Origin of the sequence: Streptomyces sp. NPDC046887, from assembly GCF_040644755.1 — a bacterium.
GTDB classification, from domain to species: domain Bacteria; phylum Actinomycetota; class Actinomycetes; order Streptomycetales; family Streptomycetaceae; genus Streptomyces; species Streptomyces lichenis.
Genome location: NZ_JBEYXH010000034.1, coordinates 1 through 26,766 on the forward strand (window position 1 = coordinate 1; position 26,766 = coordinate 26,766).

The following is a 26,766-nucleotide window of genomic DNA, read 5'->3' on the forward strand; positions in this document are numbered from 1 at the left end:
GCATCTGCCGAGTGGCAGTGCCGCTATCCGGTCACCCCGGCCGGCGGCGGCTTCTCATGCTTCTTCCTCTCCCGCACGCCCCATGGGTGTCGCGGGGCGCATCCGTCCCAGGCATCCCGTGCTGAGCGATTTCGCCGCCGGTAAACGAGGGGAAATCCGTCTCGCTCGGAATGACCGGAAGCCGCTTTCCCGGTGGGCGCCCGGCGGCGGATCCGGATCGGGCGCCCCGCGTCCGCTGCTCGTCCACCACAGCACCGCCGGCGCCAGCGCCACCAGGGCGCCGCCGAACCAGGGCAGCCAGGAGAGGCCGCCGCCGTCGGCGATCCGCCCCCCGCTCAGCGCCCCCAGCGAGATGGACGCGTTGAAGACGGAGATGAACAGGGCCGAACCCATGTCGCCGGCCTCCGGGGCGGCCCGCGCCACATAGCCCTGGGCGCTGAGCGAGACACCGCCGTAGGCCGTCCCCCAGGCGGCGAGCAGGATCCAGGGCGCGACCGGCGCCGCGCCGAACGCCGGGATCAGTGCCATCGACCCGGCGAGCAGGACCGACACCCCGACCAGTGTGCCGCCGGGGGCGCGGTGGGCGCGTGCTCCGGCCAGGAAGTTCCCGGCCACCCCGGCGGCCCCGTAGACCAGGAGCAGACTGCTGATCAGTCCCGGAGGTGTCGCGGTGACCGACTCCAGCAGGGGCCGCAGATAGGTGTAGACGCTGAAGTGGCCGGTGACCAGCAGCGCGGTGACGAGCAGTCCGGCGCGCAGCCGCGCGTCGCGGAGCAGGCCCGGCAGGTCCGCCGCCCGCACCGGCCGGTGCGACGGCAGCGGGGGGAGCAGCACCGCCAGGGCGACGAGCAGCAGCAGGCAGAGCAGCCCCACCAGCGTGAAGGGAAGCCGCCAGTCGCCCAGGCCCCCGACGAAGGTACCGAGAGGCACCCCGACGACGAACCCGACAGCGATACCACCGAAGATCACCGAGGTGGCGGCGGGGGCGCTTCTCTCCGGTACCAGGTGTACGGCGATACCCACCGCGATCGGCCAGATCCCGCCGATGGCCAGCCCGATGAGCACCCGGGCCCCCAGCAGCACGGCGAAGTGGGGGGCGAACGCGGTGGCCAGGTTGGCCGCCGCCAGCAGGGCCATCAGCCAACACAGCACCGGTCTGCGGTCCCGCCGTCCGGCGGCGAGGGCCAGCGGGGGCGCGGACAGCGCGGCCACGATCCCCGGAAGGGTCATCGCCAGCCCGGCCGTGCCATGGGAGACGTCGAGCGTCGTGCTCATCGGGGTCAGCAGGCCGACCGGCAGCATCTCGGTGGTGACCAGGGAGAAGACGGCAAGGGCCACGGCGGCCACCGCGAGCCCTCCGCGCGGCGGAGGGAGGGGCGGCTCGGTGGCGGAGGGACCCGGAGGGTGGTGGGACATGGCAGCGGATTTCCGTTCGCCGGGATGTTCGCCGGCATGTTCGCCGGATGTACTGCGTGGCTGACGTCGACAGAGGCCGCGACCGGATTCGAACCGATGTAGACCGCTTTGCAGGCGGTTCCCTGACCACTCGGGCACACGGCCACCCCTGTCACACCGTTCGAGACGGCGTGACGGCAAGGGGGATCGACGACCAGGCGTCGCGCCTGTCTCCACCGTCGAGGGCGGCGAGGTAGCGCTCCGCGTCCAGCGCGGCGGCGCAACCGGTACCCGCCGCCGTCACCGCCTGGCGGTAGACATGGTCGACCACGTCCCCGGCGGCGAAGACACCGGGCACACCGGTCCGGGTGGACCCCGGCTCCACCCGCAGATAGCCGTTCTCGTCGATGTCGAGGACTCCCGCGAAGAGTTCGCTGCGCGGGAGGTGCCCGATCGCCTCGAAGAGGCCGGTCACCGGCAGGAGCGCCCGCTCGCCGGTACGGACGGAACGGGCGACGACCCCGGTGAGCGAGGAATCCCCGCGCAGCTCCGCCAGCTCGTGGTCGAGCAGGAAGGTGATCTTGGGGTTGGCCAGGGCCCGCCGCCGCATCACCCGGGAGGCGCGCAGGATCGAGCGGCGGTGGACGACCGTCACCGAGCGCGCGTACCGGCTGAGGAAGGCCGCCTCCTCCAGGGCCGTGTCACCACCGCCGACCACCGCCAGATCGTGGCCCCGGAAGAAGAAGCCGTCGCAGGTGGCGCACCAGGAGACGCCATGGCCGGCGAGTTCGTCCTCGCGGGGCAGGCCGAGGCGGCGGTGGCCCGCCCCGGTGGCCACGATCACCGCGCGGGCCCGGTGGACCGCGCCCCGCGAGTCGGTCAACCGCTTGACGGGGCCGCCCAGTTCGACGGCCACCACCTCGCGCTCCAGGGTCCGCGCGCCGAACCGTTCCGCCTGGGCGCGCATCCGGTCCATCAGTTCGGGCCCCTGGACGCCCTCGGGGAAGCCGGGGTAGTTCTCCACCTCGGTGGTGGTGGCCAGCGCGCCGCCCAGGAAGGCCTCCCCGCACAGGACGAGCGGGCGGAGTTCGGCGCGCGCCGCGTACAGCGCCGCGGTGAACCCGGCCGGGCCCGAGCCGATGACGACGACCTCATGGACGCCGGCGGCGCCCCCCTCCCCCGTACCGCCCCCGCCCCCGTCCCCGTCCCCGTCCGGCCGGATACCCAGGGACGACTCGGCGCTCACCGGCCCGGCTCCCCCGGCGCGGCCGCGCGGCCCGGGGCCTGCTCCGCCACGTACAGCAGGCGGTTGGGCGAGTCCTCGCCCGCGTTCCGTACCCGGTCCTTGGTCGAGCCGTCGATCAGCGCCTTGTCCAGCTCGGCGGGGCCGGCGGTGGGCCGGGCCGCGAGCTGCAGGGCGGCGGCCCCGGCGACCGCGGCGGCGGCGGCCGAGGTGCCGGTCAGGGTGGTCCAGCAGCGGTCGGACGCGGCGGACGCCGCCGGAATGCCGGCGCCGGGCGCGAACAGGTGCACACAGGAGCCGCGCCCCGTCCCCGCCACCCTGCTGTCGTCCCGCCCGGTGGCACCGGCGGTGAGCGCGGTGGTCTGGCGGCCCGGCGTCAGATCGCAGGAGTCGGTGTCCGAACCGCCGGAACCGCTCCCCGCCGGAGCCGTGTACGCGATGCCCTGTTCGGTCATCTGGTAGAGCTGGAGGTCCAGTACGGAGCCGGCGGGGCCGGAGAAGCCGAGGGCGACCACGGCGGGCTTGCGGGCATGGGTGGTGATCCAGTCCACCGCGGTGAGCAGATGCTCCAGCGTGCCGGTGCCGTCGCAGCCCAGCGCCCGCACCGACTCCACGCGGGCCTGCCGGGCCACTCCGGTCGCCCGGCCCGCCGCGATCGCCGCGGTGGCGGTGCCGTGGCCGTGGCAGTCCTGGCCGCCGCCGCCCTCGCGCTGGCTGATCGCGTCATAGGCGCCGCGGGCCCGCCCGGCGAAGTCGCCGTGGCCGGCCCGGACCCCGGTGTCCACCACATAGACCCGCACCCCGGCTCCGGTCCGCCCGACGGAGTACTTCCCGTCCAGGGGCAGTTCCCGCTGGTCGATCCGGTCGAGCCCCCAGGGCGCGGCCGCCGCCGGGGACGTCCCGCCGAGGCGCCCGGCCGCGGTGTAGGTCCGGTTCTCGGTGACGGAGCCGACCCGGGTGTCCTTGAGGTACATCTTCAGCTGCTCGGGGGTGAGCACGGTGGAGAAGCCCTGCATCGGATCGGCGTACACCCGCCGCACACTGCCGCCATGGGTGGCGGTCATCTCGGTGGCCACCTTGGTGACCGCCTCCCTGGTCGCCTCGACGTCGTTCAGCTGGACGATATGGACGGCGGCCTCGGGGGCGGCCCGGTCGACGGCGGCGGGCGAGCCCGTGCCGGTGCGCCCCGCGGCCTGCGCCGGCACGGTCGCGGCGGCCACCAGGGGCAGGCAGAGGGTGGCGGCCAGGGCCGCGGCGAGGCGCGCCCGGTCGAGGCGCCGGCGACCGGAGGTACGCCGCCGGGCGGCGCGGAGCCGGCCGGGCGGCGTCTCCGGCGTCCCTGGCCGGCCGGTGGTGCTGGCGTAATGACGCATGGGCTGTGCCTTTCGTGGGGGGGTGTGGGTCTGACGGGGAGTGCGCGGAACCGGCGGGGTACGGCCCGCGGCACGCCGACGGGCGCGTTGCCGCGGGCCGGTGCCCGGCGCCGGGCCGACCGGGGTTCACCGACCGGTCCGGCGCCGGGCTGACCGGTGGAGCCGACCGGCCCCGGCGCCGGGCCGTTCTCCGGAGCCGACCGGTCCGGCGCCGGACCGGTCTCTCAGTGCCTCACAGGTTGTTCAGCCAGGTACGGAGCGACTGGGCCCCGTCGAAGCCCACCAGCCGGCTGCCGGCGTCCGCGCCGTTCTGCATGTTCACCAGCGTCGGCAGACCCTTGACCTTGAACTTCTTGATCAGGTCGCGGTTGGTGTCGGCGTCGACGCGGGCCCAGATCCAGGCGCCCTTGTCGTCCTTGTTGTACTGGGCGAGGTAGGGCTTCTGCTTCTGGCACCAGCTGCACCAGGTGGCGGTGAAGTCGAGCACCACCGGTGTGGTCTTCGAGTACTCCACCACCTGGCCGAAGTTGGCCGAGGTGACGTCGATCTCGCTGGGGGCGGCGGCCTCGGCGCGGTGCGGCGCCGGGGCGGTGGGGGCGGCCGCGGCCGCGGGCAGGGCGGCTCCGCCCAGCATCAGCAGGGCGGCGGTCACCGTCGTGGCTGTCTTGTACATGACATTTCCTCCTGGGGATTCGGTGGTGCGGACGGACGGGGCGGCCGGCCCGGTGGTGTCCCGCCGGGCCGGGGTTCAGGCGGCCGATCCGGTGCCGGGGACGGGCCGGGCCTCGGCGAGGGAACCTTCGGTGGGCAGCCCGGCGGCCACCCAGTCCTCGATCCCCTCGCGGTACTTGCGCACATCGGCGTAGCCCAGCTCGGCCAGCCGGGCGCCGACCAGCTCGCTGTTGCGGCAGGGCACGTTGGCGCAGTAGACGACGATCGGGACGGACGGGTCCGGCACCACCGCGGGTGCGTGCGCGTCCGTGAACGCGGCGGCCTCCTCGTAGGGGAAGCCGGGGATGTTGCGGGCACCCGGCAGGTGCTCTCGCGCGTAGTAGTCGGCGGGCATGGTGTCGACGACGATGACGGACCGCTCCCGTATCGCCTGGCGGAGCTCTTCCCGGGTGATCAGCGGCAGCACGGCGGCCTCCTTGGGTGTTCTGGACGGCGGTCGGAACGCGCCCCCCTTGGGCGAGGGACGGCGGCGGTACGGGGATCCGGACGGCGGGTCAGGCGTCGTACGGGACGGTTTCCGGCGGGCGTTCGCCGGACGGGGCGAGCCGGTCGCCGAAGTCGTGCGGCGCGGGAGCGGTCCGCCGGGCCCGGGCGCGGCGGGCCAGGACGGGACCCACCGCGGCGTACAGCAGGAACGCCACCAGCAGCGCGTTGACGGCGGGGATGCCGGGCTCGACCCAGGTGCCCGCGGCCCAGCCGGCCGCCCAGCACACCAGGGAGAGCGGCAGCCATTGGGCGCCCGTCTCCGGCAGTACGCCGTCGGCCCGGGCCCGGTCGAACACCGGGCGGCACGTCCGCACCACGAAGTACTCGGCGATGATGACGCCGGCCACCGGCGGGGCCAGCACCCCCAGGGTGGTCAGGAAGCCGGTGAAGTGGCCGACGATGCCCAGGGCGGAGAGCAGGGTGCCCACCGCGCCGAGGACGACCGTGACCCCGCGCCGGCCCAGCCGTCGGCCGAGCAGCACCTCGGCGGAGTTCACCAGGCCCAGCGAGGACGAGTAGAGGTTCCAGTCGTTGATCTTGACGATCGCGGTGGCCAGGACCAGGGTGCCGAGCAGTCCGGACGAGGAGGTGATGATGCCGACCACGTCGGCGCTGCGGGCGGCGTGGCCGAGGAGGACCGCGGTGAGGCCGATGACGTACTCGCCGAGCGTCACACTGATGACGGTCTGCTTGACGACGTCGGCGGAACTCCGGTTGAAGCGGGTCATGTCCGGGGTCATGATCGCGCCGAGCACGAAGGCGCCCGCCACCAGTGTGGTCCCCTCCGCCAGCGACATCACCGGACCCGGTGGCGGGGCGGTGACCAGCTGGCTCAGGGAGTGCTCGCGCAGGGTGTCCACGATCGCGTAACCGGCCAGGGCCAGGAAGGCGGGCACGGTGAGCCACGCGGTCCGGGCCATCGCCTGGAAGCCGTACAGCGCGATCACGGTGACCGCGGTGCCGCCGGCGATCGCCCACACCCAGGCGGGCGCCCAGCCGGCCAGATCGTGCATGCCCTCGGCGAAGACGCCGTTCTGGACCCCGAACCAGCCGGCCAGGCTCAGCGAGATCAGCAGGCCCACCGCCGCCGAGCCCTTGTGACCGAAGCCCGCCCAGCGGGCCAGCACGGAGGTGGAGAGCCCTTCCCGGACACCGGCGATGCCCAGGGCGATGGTGATGCACTCCAGCAGCACGGAGCCGAAGGTGATGGCGAGGAAGGCGTCCCAGAAGGTCATGGAGTAGCCGAGAACGGCACCGACCATGAATTGCTGGAACGAGGAGACCTGGCCGAACCGCTGCACCGCCACGGAAACCCAGGAGTGCCGGGCCTCCCGGGGCACGGGGGTCAGCGCGTAGTCGTCGGCGGCCTCCGCCGGCCGGTCGGCCCTCATACCGGCTGCTCCACCAGAGGATTCTCGGTCACCACGAGAAATCCCTGCTGCTCGACGGGGTGCCACGCCAATTCCCTCCGGTAGAAGCGTTCCAGGAAACGGACGCGCTGGTGGTAGACGAAGAGCGAGGAATGTCCGGGACTGCCCAGGCAGATGGTGGCCGCGTCGGTGAACATCGGCAGCTCCGCCAGGAAATAGCGCACCGCGAGGAGCAGCTGTTCCCCGGTGGGTTCCCGGCCGTCCGGGAGCTTGCGGTCGAGCACCCAGCGGGAGGCGTCCAGGCAGGCGTCGCGGAAGTCGTCGTGGGTGTCGAACAGCCACCGCGCGTGGTCGTGCAGCTCCTGGTAGCGGGGGCACGCCGCCAGGCGCCTGGCCCCCCACACCAGGTCCTCGGGCCGGGCGACCCCGAGTGAAGTGAGCGCGGTGGCCAGCTTGTTGTGCACATAGGCGCCCTGGCGGGCGGCCTTGTGCCGGGCGCGCTCCGCCGGGTAGCCCAGCGCTTCGAGGGTGTACACGGCCGCGGCGTCCGGGACGAAGAAGTGGCAGGACCCGAAGCGGGCCATGGCCCAGCCGGCGAGCGCGGCGATGCGCTGCGTGCTGAAGTAGCTATTGAAGGGGCTGATACCTATGCACACATGGTCAGCCTCGGACAGCACGTACTTACACTTTTCGGTCAGTGGTTCAAGGTCGAACATTATCAACCCTTGCGGTGGTGGGGGGATGCAGCTCGCGCGGCAAGGCTCGCGATTCGGCTGGGCTGATTCTCACCTGGTGGGAACGCTCCTGGGTAATGCCGGAGCGCTATGCCTTCGCCGCATATCCCCGGACACCACCCGGGGGACATACTCGGCATAACCGTCAAAGAAATCCGGGCGATCGGATACGTCTACTCGCGTAACATTGCGACGGCGGACAAATTTACTCACAGGTGTGGTGACGGGCACCCGATGGCGGTTTACTGCGCGCCATGAATCTTGAGCTACGCCATCTCCGCATCCTGCGCGCCGTGGCCGAACTCGGCAGTGTCAACCAGGCGGCCACCGCCCTCGGCCTGTCGCAGCCGAACCTCAGCCGGCAGGTGCGCCGGCTGGAGGAGACCCTGGGCGGAACGCTCTTCGAGCGGGATATCCAGGGCACCCGGCCCACCGCGCTCGGCATCGCCGTCCTGGACCGCGCCGAGCCGATCGTGCACCTGCTGCACGAACTGGAGCAGCGGTTGGCGGCCCTGCACGCCCAGCGGGACCGTCTGCTGCGCGTGGGATGGGCCACCACTCCGCTGCATGAACTCCTGCTGCGCTGCCTCGACTGCGTCGACGTCGGCGTCCGGCGCCCCCGGGTCCGGACCGCCACCTCCTCATGGGAGCTGGCGGAGCTGGTGCGGGCCGGCGAGGTCGACATCGCGCTGGTCGACACCTACAGCGACACCCCGCCGCTGTCCCGGACCGGGCTGGCGGAGGTGGTCGTCGGATGGTCGCAGGTGGCACTGGCGATGGGCGCGGACCACCCGCTGGCCCATGCCCCGCGCATCGCCATGGCCGATCTGGCGGACGAGGACTGGATCACCTGCTCGGGCCCGGACGGCTGCACCGACAAGCTGCGCGCGCTCTGCGCGGACTCCGGTTTCGACCCCCGGCTCACCCACTACCTGCCGCCGGTGAGCGACTGCCGGGGCGCCATCCTCCGCAGCCGGCGGTGTGTGACGCTCCACCAGGTCCTGCGCCCGGTCCCGCCCGGGGTGGTGCTGCGCCCGATCGCCGACCTGACCCTCGGCATCCGGCACTCCCTGCTGTCCCGCGCCGACGGCCCGGGCGCGGCGCTCATGCCCGCGTTCGCCCGATGCCTCTCCAGCGCCCTGCGGGCCCTCGCCCGCCAGCGGGCCACGGCGGTGGACACCTCCGGGCTCCGAGCGGTCCGACCGGCGTAACCAGGCCCCTGCCCCGGCGCCCCACCGGCGGCAGTCCGCGTCTCCCCCTCCCCCCACGCATTGGATCCCCCCATGGACATCGAACTCCAGGACCTCCAGTTACTCCGGGCGATCGACCAGGCCCGCACCCTGCACGGCGCCGCCCGGCTGCTCGGCGTCAACCGGACGACCGTCACCCGCCGACTGCACCGACTGGAACGGATCTGCGGCTTCTCGCTCTATCTCCGATGTCCCGGCGGAGTCGTCCCCACCACGGCCGGACGGCTGCTGCTCTGCTACGCCCAGCGCGTGCTCCCGCTGGTGGACGACCTGTGCGCCACCGCCGCCCGCAGCGACCGGGAACCGGCCGCGCACCACGAGATGCCCGAGTCCAAGGACCCCCCGCCCGCCGACTAGCCGGTCACCGATCGACGGCGAGGACGGAGGAAGAGGACGAGAACCGGCACCACGTAGAGGCACCAGACGACGGCCTGGAGGACGGTCGGGTCGGGCTGGAAGTTGAGGACGCCCTTCAGCAGGGTGCCGTACCAGCTGTCCGGCGGGACCGCGGCCGAGACGTCGAAGGCCTTGTCGGCGAGACCGGGCAGGAAGCGGGCCTCCTGGAGGTCGTGCAGGCCGTAGGCGAGGACCCCGGCGGCGACCACCACCAGCAGGGCGCCGGTGACCGTGAAGAAGCGGGCCAGGTCGATCCGCAGGGCGCCCCGATAGAACAGCCAGCCCAGCAGCACGGCGGTGGCCAGCCCGAGCAGTACGCCGACCAGCGGCGCCTGGGTGCCCTCGCCGCTCGCCCGTACCGAGGCCCAGACGAACAGGGCCGTCTCCAGCCCCTCGCGGCCGACCGCGAGGAAGGCGGTGGCCACCAGGGCGGTGGTGCCCATGGTGAGGGCCTGGTCCAGCCGGTCGTGCAGCTCGGACTTGAGATGGCGGGCGGTACGGCGCATCCAGAACACCATCCAGGTGACCAGGCCCACCGAGACCAGCGACAGCGTCCCGCCGAGCGCCTCCTGCGCCTCGAAGGTGAGCTCCCGGGAGCCGAACTCCAGGGCGGCGCCGAAAGCGAGGGAGAGCGCGCAGGCCGCGGCGACCCCGAGCCACACCGGCCGCAGCGCGTCGCGGCGCCCGGTCTTGACGAGGTAGGCGATCAGGATGCAGACCACCAGGGCGGCCTCCAGTCCCTCGCGCAGGCCGATCAGGTAGTTGCCGAGCATCCCGGCCCCCTTCGCTCGGAGGAGTTGGTCATGTGAAGAGCCCCCGGGCCCACCAGTCGTGCTGGTCGCGGACGCCCGGCGGGATGGCGAACACCGCCGAACCGGTGTGCTGGATGTACTCGTTGAGCGCGTCGTTCCGGGAGAGCGCGCGCTGCACCGGGATGAAGGCGTCGCGCACATCGCGCTGGTAGGCGAGGAAGAACAGTCCGGCGTCCAGGCGGCCCAGGCCGTCGGTGCCGTCCGTGAAGGAGTAGCCGCGGCGCAGCATCCGGGCCCCGCCGTTGCTGTCGGGGTGGGCGAGGCGGACATGCGCGGTCGGCAGCATCGCCGTGAGCAGCGGGGCGTCGTGCTCGCCGGCCTTGGCCGCCGGGGCCCCCTCGCCCTTGGTGCGGCCGATGACGTCCTCCTGCTCCCGCAGCGAGGTGCGGTCCCAGGTCTCGATGTGCATCCGGATCCGCCGGGCGACCAGATAGGAGCCGCCCACCATCCAGTCCGGCCCGTCGGCCGCGGAGACCCAGACATGGCGGTCCAGTGCCTTGTCGTCCGTGCCGGCGATGTTGGCGGTACCGTCCTTGAAGCCGAACAGGTTGCGCGGCGTCTGGCTGTCCGGGGTGGTGGACGACGTCTTGCCGAAGCCGAGTTGGGACCAGCGCACCGCGACCCGGCCGAAGCCGATACGGGCCAGGTTGCGGACGGCGTGCACGGCGACCTGGGGGTCGTCGGAGCAGGCCTGGACGCACAGGTCGCCCCCGCCGCGCGCCGGGTCGAGGTTGTCGCCGGGGAACTTCGGCAGCTCGGTCAGGGCGGCGGGGCGCCGGGTGTGCAGGCCGAAGCGGTCCTTGGCGAACAGCGACGGGCCGAGCCCCAGGGTGAGGGTGAGCCGGGCGGGCTTCAGCCCGAGCGCCTCGCCGGTGTCGTCGGGCGGCGCCTCGGGCAGCCCGCCGGTGGCGCCCCCGCCCACCGGGCGCCCCTGGGTCAGGGCGGCGGCCGCGGCCGACCACTCCCGCAGCAGCGCGGCGAGTTCGGCGCGGTCGGTGGTGGTGACGTCGAAGGCGGCGAAGTGCAGGCGGTCGGGGACGGCGGTGGCGATACCGGCCTGCCGCCGACCGTGGAAAGGCACGGCCTGGTCCGCCGACGACTCATCGCTGCCGACGGCTTCGCGTACGGCCATCGTGCCGCCGACGGCCGCCGCGCCCAGCGCCAGCCCGGCACCGCCCCAGCCCAGCAGGGAGCGCCGGGAGGGCGCCGGCGCGGCTTCCTCGTTCGTGGCGTCCGCCATGGTGTCCGGCTACTTCCCGACCACGGCCGCCGCGAGCTTCGACAGCGGCTCGGCCAGGGCGTTGACGGCGTCGGAGAGCTTCTTGCGGTCGGCCTCGCGGACGGTGTCGTAGGCCCGGAAGTCATGGCTGCCCGGCCCGTTGCGGTAGGCGTCCACCTTCTTGTCCAGGTCGGCGAAGGCCGCGTCCAGCCGCTTCACCAGCGCCGCGTCGTTCTTCTGGGCCGTGGCACGCAGCAGGGTGTACGCCTTCTCCGCGCCCTCCACATTGGCCTTGAAGTCGACCAGGTCGGTGTGGCTGTAGCGCTCCTCCTCGCCGGTCACCTTGCCGGTGGCGACCTCGTCCAGGAGCTCCTTGGCGCCGTTGGCCATCGAGGTGGGGGTGATCTGCGCGGTGCCCACCCGGCGCTGCCAGTCGGTCAGGTCGGCCAGCAGCCGGTCGGCGAGCTGCTTGTCCCGGTCGGTGATCTTGCCGTCCTTCCAGAGCGAGCGCTCCAGCCGGTGCCAGCCGGTCCAGTCCTTCTCCAGGCTCTGGCCCTCTTCCAGGCCGTCCTCGCGGACGTCCACCTTGGGGTCGATGTCGCCGAAGGACTCGGCCACCGGCTCGGTGCGCTCCCAGCCGATCCGCGAAGGCGCGTAGGCCTTCTTCGCGGCCGCCAGGTCGCCGGCCTTGACCGCGTCGGTGAACGCCTTGGCCCGGGGCAGGGTCTGCTCGGCCTGCTCGCGGACATAGGTGCGGTACGCGGCGACGGCCTCGTCCAGTCGGGGATCGCGCTGGGCGGCCTTGCCGCCTGTGACGGTGAGCTTCTGCCGGATGCCGTCGCCCTTCATCCCCGGCTTGCAGGCGATCTCGTACGCGCCGGGCTGGATCTCGGCCGTGATGCTCGCCTTCGTACCGGCGCCTATGTTCTCGCGCTCGGTGACGATCCGGTCGTCCGGGTAGAGGACGTAGACCTCGGTCACCTTGGAGCCCTTGTTCTCCACGGCCAGCTCCAGGTGGCCCGCCGCGACCTCCTTGCGGGAGGTCTCGCAGGTGGTGTCGGTGGCGGTCACCCGGATCGCGTCGTCGCCGGCGTCGGCCTTCTCGGCGCAGCCGGCGAGGGCGAGCAGAGCGGCGACGGCGGACAGCGTGGCGACGGGGCGCGTGATGGGACGCATGGGTACTCCGGCAGGTGAGGGTGCGCCTTCGGCCGAGAGGACGACTGAGGCTTACCTAACCTAGCCGCGCCATTTTCCGCTTTGCCGTCCCTTGAACGATTCCGGACACGGACACAAGGGATTCGACACGCCCCCGTGACGCCGGCCGCCCGGGCGCCTCCGGCCGAGAAATCGACCAGGTACGACCCATGGCGGCCCTGCCGCCGTCAGGCGCACCCCGGGCACAGCCCCCGGTAGGTGATCTCCACCGCGCCGACGGCGAACCCGAACCGCTCGCCCTCGGGCAGGTCGCCGAGGGCGTCGCCGACCGGATGGACGTCGCGGACCGTGCCGCAACCGGAGCAGACCAGGTGCTGGTGGGGGCGGCGCGCGTTCGGGTCGTAGCGCTTGGCCCGGCCCACGGTGGAGACCTCCAGCACCTCACCGAGGGCGACGAGCTCGCCCAGCGTGTTGTAGACGGTGGCGCGGGAGATCTCGGGCAGTCGCGCGGCGGCCCGCAGATGCACCTCGTCCGCCGTCAGATGCACATGGTCGCCGTCGAGGACCTCCGCGACGACGCGCCGCTGCGAGGTCAGCCGCCAGCCACGCCCCCGCAGCCGTCGAAGGAGGTCGCTCATCCCGTTTCACCTGCCCGCTTCTTGGGGAGCACACGATCCCCGGAAGATCCGTGAGCGCCGCGCTCCGGTCGCCATGCCGCCCTTAGTGCACTTCTTGACTTGGACGAAGTCCATCGTAGGATCGATCCCAGCGACAGCCTAGAGACAGGAAGATTCCGGTTCGGCAGCAGAGACACCCGACGGAACCCCGCCGGCCGACGGCGCGGCACCGCCCGCCGACCGGGCACCGTCCTCGTCGCCCCGCCCGGGAGCGCGGTCTCCGTGCGGCGTTCGAACGGCCTGCGACGAGGCCCCGGCACCCGGCGTGCCCCTTCTGTACGACCCGAAATCCCCCCGTTCAGCGCCCTCACGACCCGCCGGGTCCGGAAGGATTACCCATGAGCGAGAACCACGAGTCGCACGTCTTCGACCCCACCGTCCCGGATTCGCCGGAGACGGCCATTCCGGAGGTGCCCGAGGCGCAGGCGAGCGGGTGCCCGGTGGCCCACGGCCGCGCGCCGCACCCCACCCAGGGCGGGGGCAACCGCCAGTGGTGGCCGGACCGCCTCAATCTGAAGATCCTCGCCAAGAACCCCGCCGTGGCGAACCCGCTGGGCGCGGACTTCGACTACGCGGCCGCGTTCCAGGGGCTCGACCTGCCGGCGGTGAAGCGGGACATCGCCGAGGTGCTCACCACCTCGCAGGACTGGTGGCCGGCCGACTTCGGCCACTACGGGCCGCTGATGATCCGGATGGCCTGGCACAGCGCCGGCACGTACCGCGTCAGCGACGGCCGCGGTGGCGCGGGCGCCGGTCAGCAGCGCTTCGCCCCGCTGAACAGCTGGCCGGACAACGGCAACCTGGACAAGGCCCGCCGGCTGCTCTGGCCGGTCAAGAAGAAGTACGGCCAGGCGCTGTCCTGGGCCGACCTGCTGATCCTCACCGGCAACGTCGCCCTGGAGACCATGGGCTTCACGACCTTCGGCTTCGCCGGTGGCCGTGAGGACGTCTGGGAGTCGGAGGAGGACGTCTACTGGGGCCCGGAGACCACCTGGCTCGACGACGAGCGCTACACCGGCGACCGTGAGCTGGAGAGCCCGCTCGGCGCGGTCCAGATGGGCCTGATCTACGTCAACCCCGAGGGCCCCAACGGCAACCCGGACCCGATCGCGGCCGCCCGGGACATCCGCGAGACCTTCCGCCGGATGGCGATGAACGACGAGGAGACCGTCGCCCTCATCGCCGGCGGCCACACCTTCGGCAAGACGCACGGCGCGGGCCCGGCCGAGAACGTCGGCGCGGACCCCGAGGGCGCCCCGCTGGAGGAGCAGGGCCTGGGCTGGCGCAGCACCTACCGCACGGGCAAGGGCGGCGACGCCATCACCAGCGGCCTGGAGGTGACCTGGACCAGCACCCCGACCGCGTGGGGCCATGAGTTCTTCCACAACCTCTTCGCCTACGAGTACGAGCTGACCACCTCCCCCGCCGGTGCCAAGCAGTGGGTCGCCAAGGACGCCGAGGAGACCATCCCGTACGCGCACGACGCGTCGAAGAAGCACAAGCCGCAGATGCTCACCACCGACCTCTCACTGCGCTTCGACCCCGCCTACGAGCAGATCTCGCGCCGCTTCCACGAGAACCCGGACCAGTTCGCGGACGCCTTCGCCCGTGCCTGGTACAAGCTGACGCACCGCGACATGGGCCCCATCCAGCGCTACCTGGGTCCGGAGGTGCCCTCCGAGGTGCTGCTCTGGCAGGACCCGCTGCCCGCGCGCACCGGTGAGCCGCTGACCGCCGCGGACATCGCCGCCCTCAAGGAGCAGGTGCTCGCCACCGACCTGACGGTGGCCCAGCTGGTCTCGGCCGCCTGGGCGTCGGCCGCGTCCTTCCGCGGCAGCGACAAGCGCGGCGGCGCCAACGGCGCCCGGATCCGCCTGGAGCCGCAGCGCGGCTGGGAGGCCAACGACCCGGACGAGCTGGCCCAGGTCCTGCGCGCCCTGGACGGAATCCAACAGTCCTTCAACGCCCACGGCGGCACCCAGGTCTCCCTTTCCGACCTGATCGTCATCGCCGGCAGCGCGGCCGTCGAGCAGGCGGCCAAGGACGCCGGCGTGGCGGTGGAGGTGCCCCTCACCACGGGCCGGGTCGACGCCACCCAGGAGCAGACGGACATCGAGTCCTTCGCCGCCCTGGAGCCCTCGTACGACGGCTTCCGCAACTACGTCGGCAAGGGCACCCGCCTGCCCGCCGAGTACCTGCTCCTCGACCGGGCCAACCTGCTGACGCTGAGCGCCCCGGAGACCACCGTGCTGGTCGGCGGCCTGCGCGTGCTGGGCGCCAACACCGGCGGCTCCCGGCACGGCGTCCTCACCGACCGCCCGGGCACGCTGACCAACGACTTCTTCGTGAACCTGCTCGACCTGGGCATCACCTGGAAGTCCACGTCCTCGGCCCAGGACGAGTTCGAGGCCCGTGACGAGACCGGCCGCGTCAGGTGGACCGGCACCCGCGCCGACCTGGTCTTCGGCTCGAACTCCGAACTCCGCGCCCTCGCCGAGGTCTACGCCTCCGACGACGCGCGGGAGAAGTTCGTGACGGACTTCGTCGCCGCATGGGCGAAGGTCATGGACCTCGACCGCTTCGACCTGGTCTAGCCCTCACCTCCGCGGCAGCGAGTGGGGCCGGTGCCCGGGGCACCGGCCCCACTCGTACGCCAAGGCCCGTTGTACGGCTGTCAGCCGGAGCCCAGGGCGGTGCGGGCGGCGCGCTCCGTGCCGACCCGCTTGTGCAGCCACAGGGGAAAGGGCGCGGGGCCGTTGCGGGTACGGCGCGAGAGGAACCCCCGCGTCTGCGCACGCGCTTCGGTGAGGGAGAGCGCGCCGTCGCGGTGGCGCCGCAGTACCTCGCGTACCCGCCGCAGTTCCCCGTCGTCGGCCGGCGCGCCGGAGCCGCCCGGCGAGGGCAGGTCGGGCAGCCAGGAGGCAGGGTGCTCGGCACCGGCCAGGAAGAGGCGTACCGCGGCCTCACGCAACAGGACCTCGGTGTGCAGCGGTACCGCCTCGGCCGGGGTCGCGCGGGCCTCGGCCGTCCGCCGTGCCCGGGCGAGCACGTGCCCGGCCTGTACATGCGCGCCTTCCCTCATGTGGAGGGCCGCACCGTCGACCAGCGCCACGAGGAGATGGGGGACGCTGTCGCAGCGTTCCCAGAGATCCGCGGCACGTCCCATCATCTCCACCGCGGTGGCCGGATCGTTGGCGGACGAGGCCGCCAGGGCCGCGTTCCCGCAGGCGACCGCCGCGTCGCCCCAGTTCTCGACGGCCCTGTACAGGGCTTCGGCCCGGCGGTTGGAGGCGATGGCGTCGAAGGCCCTGGAGTCGGCGCTCTCCGCACGGGCGCGTTCGAAGAAGGCGGACGCGCGGGTGGCGGTGTCGGCCCAGCGCTCGGCGAGATCGCACGCGGTGCGGCCCCATCGCAGGGCACGCGCGGTGTCACCCGTCTCCCGCGCCAGGATGGAGGTGTTGATGGCGATGGGGACGGCCCGTGCCCCGTGTCCCAGGACGATCAGCACATCCGCGGCGCGTTCCGCGGCCACCAGCGCGGCGGACAGGTTCTCCTCCTTCCACAGCAGCAGACTCACCGTGAAGTCGGCTTCGGCGGCCTGGGCGGTCAGGGCGTGCTCGCGGGCGATCTCCCCGGCGCGCCGGGCGGAGGTGAGAGCCGCCGCGGAGGCGGTCTCGGCGAGGGTGTCGGCATTGAGCAGGCAGGCCTTGACGGCTTCCTCGGGCTGGCCGTGGCGCAGATGGAGGTCGACCCGGGTGTCGTTGATGTCGAGGACGGCGTCGAGTTCGCCCCGGGCGGAGTGCAGCACATGGAGTTCGACGGCCAGCCGGGTCGCCAGGTCCAGCCAGCCGTTGAGCTCGGCGAGATGCACCGCCGCGTGGAAGCGGGTGGGGTCGAGCTCCCCCGAGAGGTCGGCGTCTCCGCGCTGTTCGTTGATCTCCTTCAGGCGGTCGCCGAGATAGGCGACCGAGCGGTGCTGGAAGTCCCTGACGTCCTCCACCGGTTCTTCCTGGGCCAGCCGTTCCTTCGCGAAGAGCAGCACCAGGTCGAACAGGGTGAAGGTGGCGAGGAGCCGGCCGCTGAAGGAGCGGACGGCCCGCTGTCCGGCGAGGCTGCGGTCGACCAGCCGGTTCAGCAGCTTCTCCTGGTCGTAGGCCGGGGCGTCCAGGCAGTGCCCCGCCTCGGGCCCGGTCAGCGCGAACCCCGGGGCGGCCGCGATGAGCCGGAAGGTGCGGGCGGTGCCGGGGCCCAGGATGTCGTAGCTGAGGCCGATCGCGACACGGACCGCGCGGTCCCCGACATCGAGGTAGTCGAGGCGGGTGGTCTCCGTTTCCAGCAGTTGCAGCAGGTGCTCGGCGGACAGGTCGGGCCGGCCGGCCATGCGCGCGGCCACCATGCGCAACGCCATCGGCACGTCCGCGCACAGGTCGGCGATCCGGTCCAGGATGGCGTACGCGGCGCCCGCCGGCTCCGGCGGGCCGTCCTCGTCCCACCCCGCCAGCACGTGGACGGACGCGGCGCGCTCCAGCGGACCGGCCCGGAACGCCAGCCCGGGATCGGCGTACCCCTGCACACTGTCGCGTGAGGTGACGATGGCGCCGCAGGTGGCGGGCACGTTCACCAGCGGGGCGACATGTTCGGCGTCCAGGGCGTTGTCGAGTACGAGCAGGACGCCTCGGTCCCGCAGTCCGGCGGTGAACGCCTCGAACAGCTGGGCATCGCTCCGGGTACCCCCGCCGAGGTCCAGCCCGAGCGCCTCGCCCACCCTCCTGACCACGTCCCGAGGGTGCTTGCGCGCCTGCGGGACCAGCCCCGCCAGGTCCACGTAGCAGACCCCGCCGGGAAAGGCGGAAGTCAGCCCACGCGCCGCCTCGATCGCGACCGTGGACGTCCCGACGCCGGGCTGCCCGGACAGGAAGGCCGTCGCCTTCCCCCGGCGGCCCATGCCCCGTTCGACCTTGCGGACGACCTCGGCGATCAGTCCCTCACGGCCCACCACATCCGGGTCGGGGTCGGGCAGCCGCGTCATCTGCGCGGCCAGCGCCGACAGTTCGGCACGGTGGTAGTACGACGCCGTCCCAGTCCGCCGGGGAATGGACGAGCCCGACGCCCCGGCACCCTCCTCCGCAGCGCCCTCCTCCGCATCGGCGCGGACCAGCACCGCCTCCGTGGAGGTCGATCGCAGCGGCAGCAGCTGTGCCTCAAGAGCACGGAGAAACGCCGAAGGAGGACCGGCAGGCTCGTCGGCAAGGGCAGCCGCGAGACTGCGGCGGCCCGCTTCGGCCAGCTCCGCGAACAGCGGTCCGCGCACCTCCTCCGCCAGCACCCGCCGGAAGGACACCAGAAGCCGCCCGGACGCGGAGACCTCCGCCTCGTCCACCGCTCCACCGAGCGGCGCGGCCCAGCGCCCGAGAGCCTCTTGGTGCTGCGCCGTCGAACGCAGCAGCACCCGGGGGTCAAGCCCACGAGCCAGCAGCCGAGCACGGAAGTCGCGCACCCGCGCCCCGTCCTCGCCGCCCTCGGCGGCCCTCCCCACCAGATCGTCCACCAGAGCCCCGAGCCGCCCAGCCCCCCGGCAGCTGTCATCGAGCGCGCTCATGACCCGGGCAGCCTCCAGAGCCGCCTCACGCGGACCCGGGCCGCCCGCCGAACCGGCCGAAAGACCCCGCACAGTGCCCGCACCGGAGACAGCGGCGGCCCACAGAGCCGTCTCCGGCTCTCCCCCCGCCAGTACGATCCGGCGTACGACGGCGAGCCCCCCGACGGTCCCGAACAGCTCCGTCAGATCCTCGACGCGGGCCACCCACACCGAGTCACGCAGCCAGCCGTCCGTACTGTTGTAACGGCCCGAGACCACTCCGACGACGGCGCCGTCCGACAGCCGCCGCACCGGCGCGCCGCTCATCCCGGGCATCAGCGACGTCGAGATCAGCCGGCCCAGCGCGACCCCGTTGCCCCGGACCGTTCCCCCCTGCCAGACGCCGGTGGCATCCAGGTGCCGGTACTCGTGACCCTCCTCGTCCTCCACCTCCGACACCCCGGTGACCACCACATCGGTCAGCAGATCACAGCTGTCCGTGTCCACCAACCGCGGCACCGACCCAGGCAGCGGCTCCTCCCGCCGCAGCACAGCCAGGTCACGGGCGTGGTCGACCACCACCACTTCCGCCCCGCACCCCACCGCGGAACCGTCCAGCGCATCGGTCCCCACCCGATCCCCCGGCCGGTCACACCCCAGCCTCTCCAGGATGTGGCAGGCCGTGACCAGGTGACCCGACGCGACCTGGAAGCACGTACCGGCGGCCTCACCCCCCGCGCTCAGCACCCTCCCCAGATACGGCGCGATACGCGCGTCCCCCATCACTCCCCCGCTAACCGGCCCCTCCCGAAGCCTCATCCGTGATCCCCGCGGCGTCATACACCACCCGGACCAGCAGGGTCGCCTCGCTCGACGCCCCCGCCACCACGACGTTCCCCTGCAACGAGAACTTCAGGCCGAACTCGACCTCCAGCGTCTGCGGCCGCGCCGCGCGCTGCCCCAGGCGGTGGACGGCTTCGGCGGCGGACGAGGCGATCTCGACGAGTGCGTCGCGGGCGTGGTCGAACGCGTCGACCACACGGTCTCCCGCGTCGGTCAGCCGGGACGTGGACTCCGACCCGGCCACCGGGACGGTTTCCACGAGGAGTTCGACGTCACCGACGCGCACCGGAAGTATGCGGCGTGCCATGAAGGCAATGTGCCACACAAATCTCCCTCACGAAGCCGAATCCCCAGACGGCGAGAGCGGAAGGAAATCCCCAGGACACGGACGCCCACCACACGAAAGACTCCGCACATGACCGTCCCGCCGCTGCCACCGGCACCGGGACCCCCGCGCCCGTGACCTCGCCCCCGACCACGCGGGCACGCACGCCCTGGTCGCCGACCTGGTGCTGCCTGACGGCGCGTCGATGTACGTCATGAGCACGCTGGAGACCTCTCGCGAGCTCATCCGCCACTCCTACTACCGCTACGAGTTCGCGACGGCCGCCGTCCCACACTCCCTGTTCGCCCTGGAACAGGTCCTCACCGAGCGCCTCGGCGCCGGCGCCCCGCTCCGGGACCTGATCGAGCAGGCCACCGGCGCAGGACTCATCGAGGCTGAACTCGCCGCGCGACTCGACCGCGGCCGACTCCTCCGCGACAAGCTCACGCAAGGCGCTGCGACCAGTGCCGCCCTCACCCCGGCCAGGGCCGTCGACCTGGTCGGTGCCGTCTTCGACGCCGTCTCCCTCCTCCTCCCCCCACCTCCCCCGCCCCCAAAGACGGCCGCCGACACCACATCACCATCCGAAGCCAGCCTCGCCGACCTGTGGCAAACCCACCGCCACGCCCCCTTCCCCGCCGGCTTCCGCGGTGTGGACCTCGAAGGCGTGGAGCTGGTCCTGCTCGACGCCGACGTGGCCGCCCTCGTCCAGCAAGAGCTGAGCACCGGACTCGACGGCACCGGCATCGCCGTCCTCTGGGCCTGTGTCAGCGACCTCGACAGAGTCAGGCCCCTGATCAACGAGGAGTACTGCGCCACCTACTTCGCACGACTCCGCACGCTCGCCGCCCTCGCAGCAGGACGCCACATCCCCACCGCGACCTGACCCCCGGAAGGCCCCCACCACCCCGCCCGGCCGCCCCATCAGCCGGACCCTCAGCCGGACCTGACGCTCCGAGTCGTCCCGAGCACAGCCGCCCCACAACGACCGAGCCCCAGACTGCGATACTGGCCACCGTGCAGCCTGCCACCCACCGGATGCACCCGAAGGACACGACGCCAGTGAAAAAATTCGAGCCCACCCTCAAGTAGAGCCGCAGCTCAACAAGCGTCCGCCCCGCACATGCGGGGGTGTTCCCGCGCGTACGTTGGACCGGGTCCACTTCGTGAAGTCGGCCCCGCACATGCGGGGGTGTTCCTCCCGATGGCCGGACCGTCTACCAAGTGCTGCGGTCGGCCCCGCACATGCGGGGGTGTTCCGCTGGCCCACATCAGCCGCCAGGCCGTCGGCAAGTCGGCCCCGCACATGCGGAGGTGTTCCGACCCGCGAGCGCCAGCTGATCGCCGGGCACGCGTCGGCCCCGCACACGCGGGGGTGTTCCGCACAGGTGCTGCTCGGCCTCCACCAGGAGGTGGTCGGCCCCGCACCCGCGGGGTGTTTCCGTAGATCAACGGTACCGCTCCGACGTCGTCCAGCTCGGCCCCGACCCCCCGGCCGCGCCACCCCCTGACCAACGAGGCCGGCCGACCTGGACTGCGGGTCGAGGAGGACCCCTACCGCCCGCCCAGGCTGCCTCGCCGCACTGGCAGCGGGTGCGCAGCCCGTACATGTGGGCCTCGTCGATCACCTTGCCGAACAGGACGGTCTGGCCGGGCTTCACCACGTGCTCCAGTTCCGGGAACGCGTTGGCCAGCGACTCCGACAGGTGTCCCTCAACTCGTATCTCGTAACGCACGAGCGGTCCTCCCACCGGACGGGCGCCCGGGACGCCCCAGGGCTCGGACGCGGACGGTGCTCTCGATGACGTCCCTGCGCCCCGTCCCCCCGCCGCCACCTCACCCGGTACAGGTGACTCCGGCCGCGGCGGCTAGTGCGTCAACGCGATCTTGACGAAGATGATCACCAGGCCGAGCAGGACGTTGACCGCCGCGCTGGTCACCACCATCCGCCGCCCGGCGCCCGCCCGGTGTGCCGCGGCGACGGACCAGCCCACCTGTCCGGCGACGGCGACGGACAGCGCCAGCCACAGCGCGCCCTGCACGTCCAGCCCCAGCAGGGGGCTGAAGGCGATGCCCGCAGCCGGCGGTACGGCCGCCTTGACGATCGGCCACTCGCCTCGGCACACGCGAAGGACCACCCGGCGGTCCAGGGGTTGCCGGGCGAGGCGCGCCCCGAACAGCTCGGCGTGCACGTGGGCGACCCAGAACACCAGGCTGGTGAGCAGCAGCAACAGGATCAGCTCGGCCCGGGGGAAGGAGCCCAGGGAGCCGGCGCCGATGACGACGGAGGCCGCGAGCATGGAGCCGTAGACGCCGCCGGTGTAGTCCGTGCGGGCCCGGTGTTCGGCGCGCCGCTCCCGTCGGTCCAGGAGCTGGCCGACCCTGCTCGCACCTCTGGACACCGGCTTCTCCTTCCGCGCTCAGTCGGTCGGTCCGGTGGGCCCGGTCGGTCCGGTCGGTCCGGCGGGGGCGGTGCCGTGGGCGGGTTCGGACCGGCGGCCCGCACGGGCGCTCGGCAGGTGCGTGGTGACCAGGAAACTGGCGAGCGCGACGCCTCCCGTGGCGAGGATCGCCGCCTTCAGCCCGTCGAGCTGGGCGGAGGCGTAGGAGCCGGTGACGGCGTCGACCTCGGCCGGCGGCAGTCCGGCCCGTACGGCCGCGGAACGCACCTGCTCGGTGGAGACGAAGGTGATCCCGGCTTCCAGCCGGACCCCGACCTGTTCACGGGCGGCCGGGGACAGCCGCGGGTCGTCCGCGACCTGGGACGTGAAGGCGCCTGCCAGCGCGCCGACCAGGATCGAGCCGATGAGGGCGGTGCCCAGCGCCGAGCCGAGGTTCTGGGCCGTGAACTGCAGCCCTCCGGCCTCGCTGCGCTCGTCCTCCCCGACGCCGGACTGCACGATGTTGCCGAGTTGCGAGGCCAGCAGGCCGACGCCGACGCCCAGCACGGCCATCGCCCCGGCGAACTGCGCGTCGTCGATGACCGGGTCGATGGTGGCCAGCAGCCACACGACGGCCGCCGCCAGGATCGCCAGGGCGAGCCGCACCACCCTGCGAGGTCCCATCCACCGCCCCAGCAAGGATCCGCAGAGGGAGGTCGCCAGCATGGTGGCCGACACCGGCAGCAGCCGCAGTCCCGTCTCGAAGGCGTCGAAACCCTGCACCACCTGCAGATACAGCGGGATGGCGAAGAACAGGCCGAGGAGGATCAGGTTCTGGCCCAGCAGCGTCGTCAGGCCGGCCCGGAGCACCGGCCGGCCCAGCAGGGACAAATGCACCAGGGGGTCGGCGCCCCGGCGCTCACGCCTCCGCTCCCAGAGGCGGAAGGCGGCCAGCACCGCCAGCCCGGCGCCCACCACGAACAGGGCGGGGGAGAAGCCGAGGACAGTGAAGGGCGGATTGCGGGGCGCCACCCAGCCCCAGGTGCTGCTCTGCAGCACTCCCAGCACGCCCAGACCCAGCCCCGCGGCGGAGAGCACCGCGCCCACCGCGTCCAGCCTGGGCCGGGGCCCGGCCCGGGGCGGGCGTCGCGATCACCCGCCGGCACAGCAGCACCGCCACGACCACCACGACCTCGCCCGCGAAGACCAGACGCCAGGTGAGGTACGTGGTCATCCAGCCGCCGAGCAGCGGGCCGACCGCGATCCCGGCTCCGGCGAGGCCGCCGACGACCGCGTAGGCGACGGCACGGTCCCGCCCCCGGTACGACTCCGCGACCAGGGCGGCCATGGCCGGCAGCACCATCGCCGCGCCCAGCCCCTCGATGACCGACCAGCCCAGCGTGAGGACCCACAGGGTGGGCGACAGGGCGGTCACGGCCGACCCGACCCCGTAGACGGCCAGTCCCGTGAGGAACATCCGGCGCCGTCTCAGGATGTCACCGAACCTGCCGCCGATGAGCATGAAGGCGGCCATGACCAGCGCGTACAGGGTGATCACGGTCTGGATGGCGGTGACCTCCGTGTCGAAGTCCTCGACCAGTCTGCTGATGGACACGTTCATCACGGAGGTGTCCAGGACCATCAGGAACTGGGCCGTACCGAGGACCGCCAGGGCCCGCCAGTGCTTCACGTCGTCCACCTCGCCCCTTCGCCCGGCGCCGCACCGCTCCCCACCCGCGCTCCTCGTGTGTTCCCTCCGTCAGTGCCGAGTGCGGAGCCCCGCCGTCGTGGCGCGCCCGCACAGCCGGCCGAGCTCACGCGCAGTACGCGTCGCCGCGCCCGCACAGTCGGCCGAGCTCGCGCGCGGTGCACCGCGTCGGCGCGCCGGTTCACCGCCAGCTTCCGGCACGCGCTCCGGAGACGCATCTCGACCATGTCGACCGGCACGTACGGATCGGCGGCGATCCCCTCGTCGGTCATCAGGCGAGCCGACCGCCTGTCCATACGCGATGATGCCCGAGTGATCCCGCGCCGCGTACTGACGTCCGGGCCCGTTCTCAGCACCCTCCGGGCGGTCTCGGCGGGAAGGGGTAAGGACTCGTGAGCGGCACCCGCCGCCGCGTCACCGCGGCCGAGCGCCGGGCCCGCCTAGGTACCCGGCACCTCCTCGCGCCCGCCCATCACGCCGAGCGGATGCCGGACGTCGCCCAGGCGCTGATCGGCCTGCACGCCACTGATCCGTCCACCGTGTTCCTGGCCACGGCGGCCCGCACCAGGGCCCCGGACATCCCGACGATGGAGCACGCGCTGTACGAGGAGCGGAGCCTGGAGCGGATGCTGTGCATGCGGCGCACCCTGTTCGTCGTCCCCACCGGCCTGGCCCCGGTCATCGAGGCGTCCACCGGCCGGGCCATCGCCGCGAAGGAACGCGCGGCCTGCGCCGTCCACCTCCGCGACGGCCTCGGCTGGACCCGGGAGCGGTACGCGGCCGTGGAGGACGACCTGCTGGCCGCACTCGCCGCCCGCGGTGAGGCGAGCGCGGCGCAGCTCGCCGCCGACGTACCGGCGTTGCGCGAGCAGGTCACCGTCGCACCCGGCAAACCGTACGAGGCACGCCAGGCGGTCTCCTCACGGATCCTGCGGGTCCTGGCCGCGGAAGGCCGCATCCGCCGCGGCCGCCCCCACGGCCGGTTCAACTCCAACCAGTTCCGCTGGACGCTCTCCCCGCTCGCCGAGGCCGCCGGCGCCTGGGACAGCGGTGAGGCGAGGGCGGAGCTGGCCCGCCACTACCTGGCCGCTTTCGGCCCGGCCACCGTCGAAGACCTGAAGTGGTGGACCGGCTGGACCCTCACCGACACCCGCAAGGCCCTCACCGACACCGGCGCCGAAGCCGTCGACCTCGACGACGGGAGCGCCACCGGCCACCTCCTTCCCGACGACCTCGAACCCGTTCCCGCCCCCGAACCGTGGGTCGCGCTCCTGCCCGGGCTGGACCCCACCGCCATGGGCTGGCGCCACCGGGGCTTCCACCTCGACCCGGCCCACGTCGGCGACCTCTACGACCGCAACGGCAACATCGGCCCCACCATCTGGGCCGACGGCCGGATCGTCGGCGCCTGGGCCCAGCACCCCACCGGCCACGTCAACACCCATCTGCTCACCGACCCGGGACCTGACGCCCGCCGGGCCGTGGACACCCAGGCCCTCGCGCTGGCCGCGTGGCTCGGGGACCTGCGCATCACCCCGCACTACCGCACCCCCTTGGAACGCCGGCTCGCCCAAGGCCGCTGACCACGGCACCCGCCCCGCCCGACTCCTTCCCCTCCGGCCGGGCCGCCTCCGGGCGAGGGGCGGAGACCGGCTCCGCGAACGGCTCGGAGCCGGTCCGCGTCCTGCCGGCGCGGGGCCAGGTCCTCACACCGGGCCGGCCGCCGAGGACCGTGCCGTGAACCGAGCGGCCAGCACGGCCACGTCGTCCTCCGCGTCCCGTGCGCCCAGCCCGTCGACGACCGCGTCGACCAGTCCGGACACGCTCAGCCCGTGCGCGGGGCGCAAGGCCGTGAGCCGGCTCAGGGAGACGTCGATGTCCTCACCTCGCCGTTCCACCAGGCCGTCGGTGTACAGCAGCAGGGTGTCGTCGGGGGTCATCCGGTAGGTGACGAGCTCGTAGCCCCCGAACCCGGTGCCCAGCGGCGGCCCCACCGGCAGCTCCACCACCGTCGCCGTGCCGTCCGCGTGGAAGACGATCGGCGGCAGATGCCCGGCGGCCGAGAAGGAGGCGGTGTCCCGGGAGGGGTCCATCCGGACCAGCACGCAGGTGGCCGGACGGCGGGCCTCCGCGTCGACCAGGGCGTCCAGCCGGCGCAGCACCCGGTGCGGTGCCAGATCGGTGGAGGCGATGTCGCGCAGCGCTCCGCGATACGCGTTCATGTCCACGGCGGCCTCGATGCCATGGCCCATGACGTCGCCCACCGCCAGCAGGGTGCGGCCGAAGTGCAGCCGCACCGTCTGGCACCAGTCACCGCCCACCATGGTCGAGCGCCCGGCCCCCGCCGGAAGGTAGTCGGCGGCGAATTCCAGATTGGGATGCGGGCGGCCGGGGTCGGCGAGCAGGGCGCTCTGCAGATGCAGCAGGCTGCTCTCGGCCGCGGCCAGTTCGCGGGCGTGCCGCACATGCAGGGACGTCTGCCGTACCGCGAAGCGCACGGCGGCGGCACCGACCGGGTCGAAGCCACCCGCTCGGGTGCGTACGGCGACCACCGTGCCCAACCTCGTGCCGCGGTCCTGGAGCGGCACCAGCAGCACCTCGGCCCGACCACCATCGGGAAGGAGGACGGAACCGGAGCCGTACGACGGCGGCCCGGCGCTCACCAAGGCGCCCCCGCCTCCATCCCATCTCACCTCACCGCCCAGGGACCCGCCTCCGGAGCGCCCGGCACGGCTCCATGCCGCCACCACCACCGCGGTCACGCTCGGGTGCCCGTACGTGGCGACACGTCGCCAGAGACCGGACGGGTCCGGGGAGGCGCTTCCCTCCTGCGGAGGAGCCAGCTCCACCAGGACGGCGTCGCACAGATCAGGGTGGAGGTAGGCGCCGAGCTCCCGGCCGACCACCGCCTCGTCCCGGCCGGCGCCGACGCGGTCCACGGCGTCCGCGATGGCCATCAGCCGCTCGTACGCCGCCGTGTCCGGCCGGTCGCCCCCCGCGCCGTCGTCCCGGTGGTCCGCGGGGCATGGCGGCTCGCGCCATCCCGGTGGATCGCGGTCGGGCACCGTTCCTCCCGCCGTCCGGTCCAC

20 protein-coding genes, 1 tRNA gene, 1 pseudogene and 1 CRISPR repeat array are annotated in these 26,766 nt (G+C 73.0%); of the genes and pseudogenes, 5 read left to right on the top strand and 17 right to left on the bottom strand.

Annotated elements, in window-relative coordinates; genetic code table 11:
• Nucleotides 1–54: 54 nt before the first annotated feature.
• From ABZ945_RS25515 to ABZ945_RS25550, 8 genes are all read right to left on the bottom strand, one after another.
• Complete coding sequence (locus ABZ945_RS25515) at nt 55–1,347, bottom strand: MFS transporter (RefSeq protein ID WP_361273770.1); 1,293 nt, start codon at nt 1,345–1,347, stop codon at nt 55–57.
• Between the two features lie 142 nt (nt 1,348–1,489).
• Nucleotides 1,490–1,560 (bottom strand) — tRNA-Cys (locus ABZ945_RS25520).
• A 7-nt stretch (nt 1,561–1,567) separates the two neighbouring features.
• The gene (trxB, locus tag ABZ945_RS25525) at nt 1,568–2,536 is read right to left on the bottom strand and encodes a thioredoxin-disulfide reductase (RefSeq protein WP_361273922.1); all 969 of its coding nucleotides are present in this window, start codon (nt 2,534–2,536) and stop codon (nt 1,568–1,570) included.
• Between the two features lie 101 nt (nt 2,537–2,637).
• The gene (locus ABZ945_RS25530; RefSeq protein ID WP_361273773.1) at nt 2,638–4,011 is read right to left on the bottom strand and encodes a S8 family serine peptidase; all 1,374 of its coding nucleotides are present in this window, start codon (nt 4,009–4,011) and stop codon (nt 2,638–2,640) included.
• A gap of 232 nt (nt 4,012–4,243) precedes the next feature.
• Nucleotides 4,244–4,684, bottom strand: a complete 441-nt coding sequence (locus ABZ945_RS25535) for a thioredoxin family protein (RefSeq protein WP_361273777.1) — start codon at nt 4,682–4,684, stop codon at nt 4,244–4,246.
• Nucleotides 4,685–4,759: 75 nt separating this feature from the next.
• Nucleotides 4,760–5,149, bottom strand: a complete 390-nt coding sequence (locus ABZ945_RS25540; RefSeq protein WP_361273780.1) for a rhodanese-like domain-containing protein — start codon at nt 5,147–5,149, stop codon at nt 4,760–4,762.
• 88 nt (nt 5,150–5,237) lie between these two features.
• Nucleotides 5,238–6,620, bottom strand: a complete 1,383-nt coding sequence (locus ABZ945_RS25545) for a cytosine permease (RefSeq protein WP_361273783.1) — start codon at nt 6,618–6,620, stop codon at nt 5,238–5,240.
• Nucleotides 6,617–7,315 (bottom strand): tRNA-dependent cyclodipeptide synthase, encoded by a 699-nt coding sequence (locus ABZ945_RS25550; protein ID WP_361273786.1) that lies wholly within the window; start codon nt 7,313–7,315, stop codon nt 6,617–6,619. The genes ABZ945_RS25545 and ABZ945_RS25550 overlap by 4 nt, the downstream gene beginning before the upstream one ends.
• A gap of 272 nt (nt 7,316–7,587) precedes the next feature.
• Here ABZ945_RS25550 and ABZ945_RS25555 point away from each other — a divergent pair, with 272 nt between their 5' ends.
• On the top strand, nt 7,588–8,544 hold the full coding sequence (locus ABZ945_RS25555; RefSeq protein ID WP_361273789.1) for a LysR family transcriptional regulator: 957 nt from the start codon (nt 7,588–7,590) through the stop codon (nt 8,542–8,544).
• A 72-nt stretch (nt 8,545–8,616) separates the two neighbouring features.
• The gene (locus ABZ945_RS25560) at nt 8,617–8,940 is read left to right on the top strand and encodes a LysR family transcriptional regulator (RefSeq protein WP_361273792.1); all 324 of its coding nucleotides are present in this window, start codon (nt 8,617–8,619) and stop codon (nt 8,938–8,940) included.
• Here the strand turns inward: ABZ945_RS25560 and efeU are convergent.
• From efeU to ABZ945_RS25580, 4 genes are all read right to left on the bottom strand, one after another.
• Complete coding sequence (gene efeU / locus ABZ945_RS25565; RefSeq protein WP_361273795.1) at nt 8,937–9,752, bottom strand: iron uptake transporter permease EfeU; 816 nt, start codon at nt 9,750–9,752, stop codon at nt 8,937–8,939. The genes ABZ945_RS25560 and efeU overlap by 4 nt on opposite strands.
• Nucleotides 9,753–9,780: 28 nt before the next feature.
• Nucleotides 9,781–11,031 (bottom strand): iron uptake transporter deferrochelatase/peroxidase subunit, encoded by a 1,251-nt coding sequence (gene efeB, locus ABZ945_RS25570; RefSeq protein ID WP_361273797.1) that lies wholly within the window; start codon nt 11,029–11,031, stop codon nt 9,781–9,783.
• Nucleotides 11,032–11,040: 9 nt separating this feature from the next.
• The gene (gene efeO, locus ABZ945_RS25575; protein ID WP_361273800.1) at nt 11,041–12,186 is read right to left on the bottom strand and encodes an iron uptake system protein EfeO; all 1,146 of its coding nucleotides are present in this window, start codon (nt 12,184–12,186) and stop codon (nt 11,041–11,043) included.
• Nucleotides 12,187–12,392: 206 nt separating this feature from the next.
• Nucleotides 12,393–12,803 carry a transcriptional repressor gene (locus ABZ945_RS25580; RefSeq protein WP_361273803.1) on the bottom strand — a complete coding sequence of 137 codons (411 nt, stop codon included), beginning with the start codon at nt 12,801–12,803 and terminating at the stop codon, nt 12,393–12,395.
• A 377-nt stretch (nt 12,804–13,180) separates the two neighbouring features.
• On the opposite strand from ABZ945_RS25580, the gene katG reads away from it, so the two are divergent.
• Entirely contained in the window at nt 13,181–15,436 is a 2,256-nt protein-coding gene (gene katG, locus ABZ945_RS25585) for a catalase/peroxidase HPI (protein ID WP_361273806.1), read from the top strand.
• An 80-nt stretch (nt 15,437–15,516) separates the two neighbouring features.
• Here the strand turns inward: katG and ABZ945_RS25590 are convergent, their stop codons facing one another.
• Together ABZ945_RS25590 and ABZ945_RS25595 are read right to left on the bottom strand one after the other, a co-directional pair.
• On the bottom strand, nt 15,517–19,260 hold the full coding sequence (locus ABZ945_RS25590) for a trypsin-like peptidase domain-containing protein (protein ID WP_361273809.1): 3,744 nt from the start codon (nt 19,258–19,260) through the stop codon (nt 15,517–15,519).
• Nucleotides 19,214–19,570 carry a CU044_2847 family protein gene (locus ABZ945_RS25595; RefSeq protein ID WP_361273812.1) on the bottom strand — a complete coding sequence of 119 codons (357 nt, stop codon included), beginning with the start codon at nt 19,568–19,570 and terminating at the stop codon, nt 19,214–19,216. The genes ABZ945_RS25590 and ABZ945_RS25595 overlap by 47 nt, the downstream gene beginning before the upstream one ends.
• 232 nt (nt 19,571–19,802) lie before the next feature.
• Between ABZ945_RS25595 and ABZ945_RS25600 the strand changes: the two genes are divergently transcribed.
• A complete protein-coding gene (locus ABZ945_RS25600; protein WP_361273815.1) occupies nt 19,803–20,474 on the top strand; it encodes a hypothetical protein in 672 nt (223 codons plus the stop codon).
• 224 nt (nt 20,475–20,698) lie between these two features.
• Nucleotides 20,699–21,031: a CRISPR direct-repeat array (repeat unit 28 nt; unit sequence GTCGGCCCCGCACATGCGGGGGTGTTCC).
• A gap of 425 nt (nt 21,032–21,456) precedes the next feature.
• On the opposite strand, the gene ABZ945_RS25605 is transcribed toward ABZ945_RS25600, so the two are convergent.
• Together ABZ945_RS25605 and ABZ945_RS25610 are read right to left on the bottom strand one after the other, a co-directional pair.
• Nucleotides 21,457–21,990, bottom strand: coding sequence for a hypothetical protein (locus tag ABZ945_RS25605; RefSeq protein WP_361273818.1), 534 nt, complete (start codon nt 21,988–21,990; stop codon nt 21,457–21,459).
• An 18-nt stretch (nt 21,991–22,008) separates the two neighbouring features.
• Nucleotides 22,009–23,659: pseudogene (locus ABZ945_RS25610) on the bottom strand (MFS transporter).
• A 410-nt stretch (nt 23,660–24,069) separates the two neighbouring features.
• Between ABZ945_RS25610 and ABZ945_RS25615 the strand changes: the two are divergent.
• Nucleotides 24,070–25,260 carry a winged helix DNA-binding domain-containing protein gene (locus ABZ945_RS25615; protein WP_361273821.1) on the top strand — a complete coding sequence of 397 codons (1,191 nt, stop codon included), beginning with the start codon at nt 24,070–24,072 and terminating at the stop codon, nt 25,258–25,260.
• Nucleotides 25,261–25,383: 123 nt separating this feature from the next.
• Here the strand turns inward: ABZ945_RS25615 and ABZ945_RS25620 are convergent.
• A partial coding sequence (locus ABZ945_RS25620) for a PP2C family protein-serine/threonine phosphatase (protein WP_361273824.1) occupies nt 25,384–26,766 on the bottom strand: 1,383 nt, incomplete at its 5' end.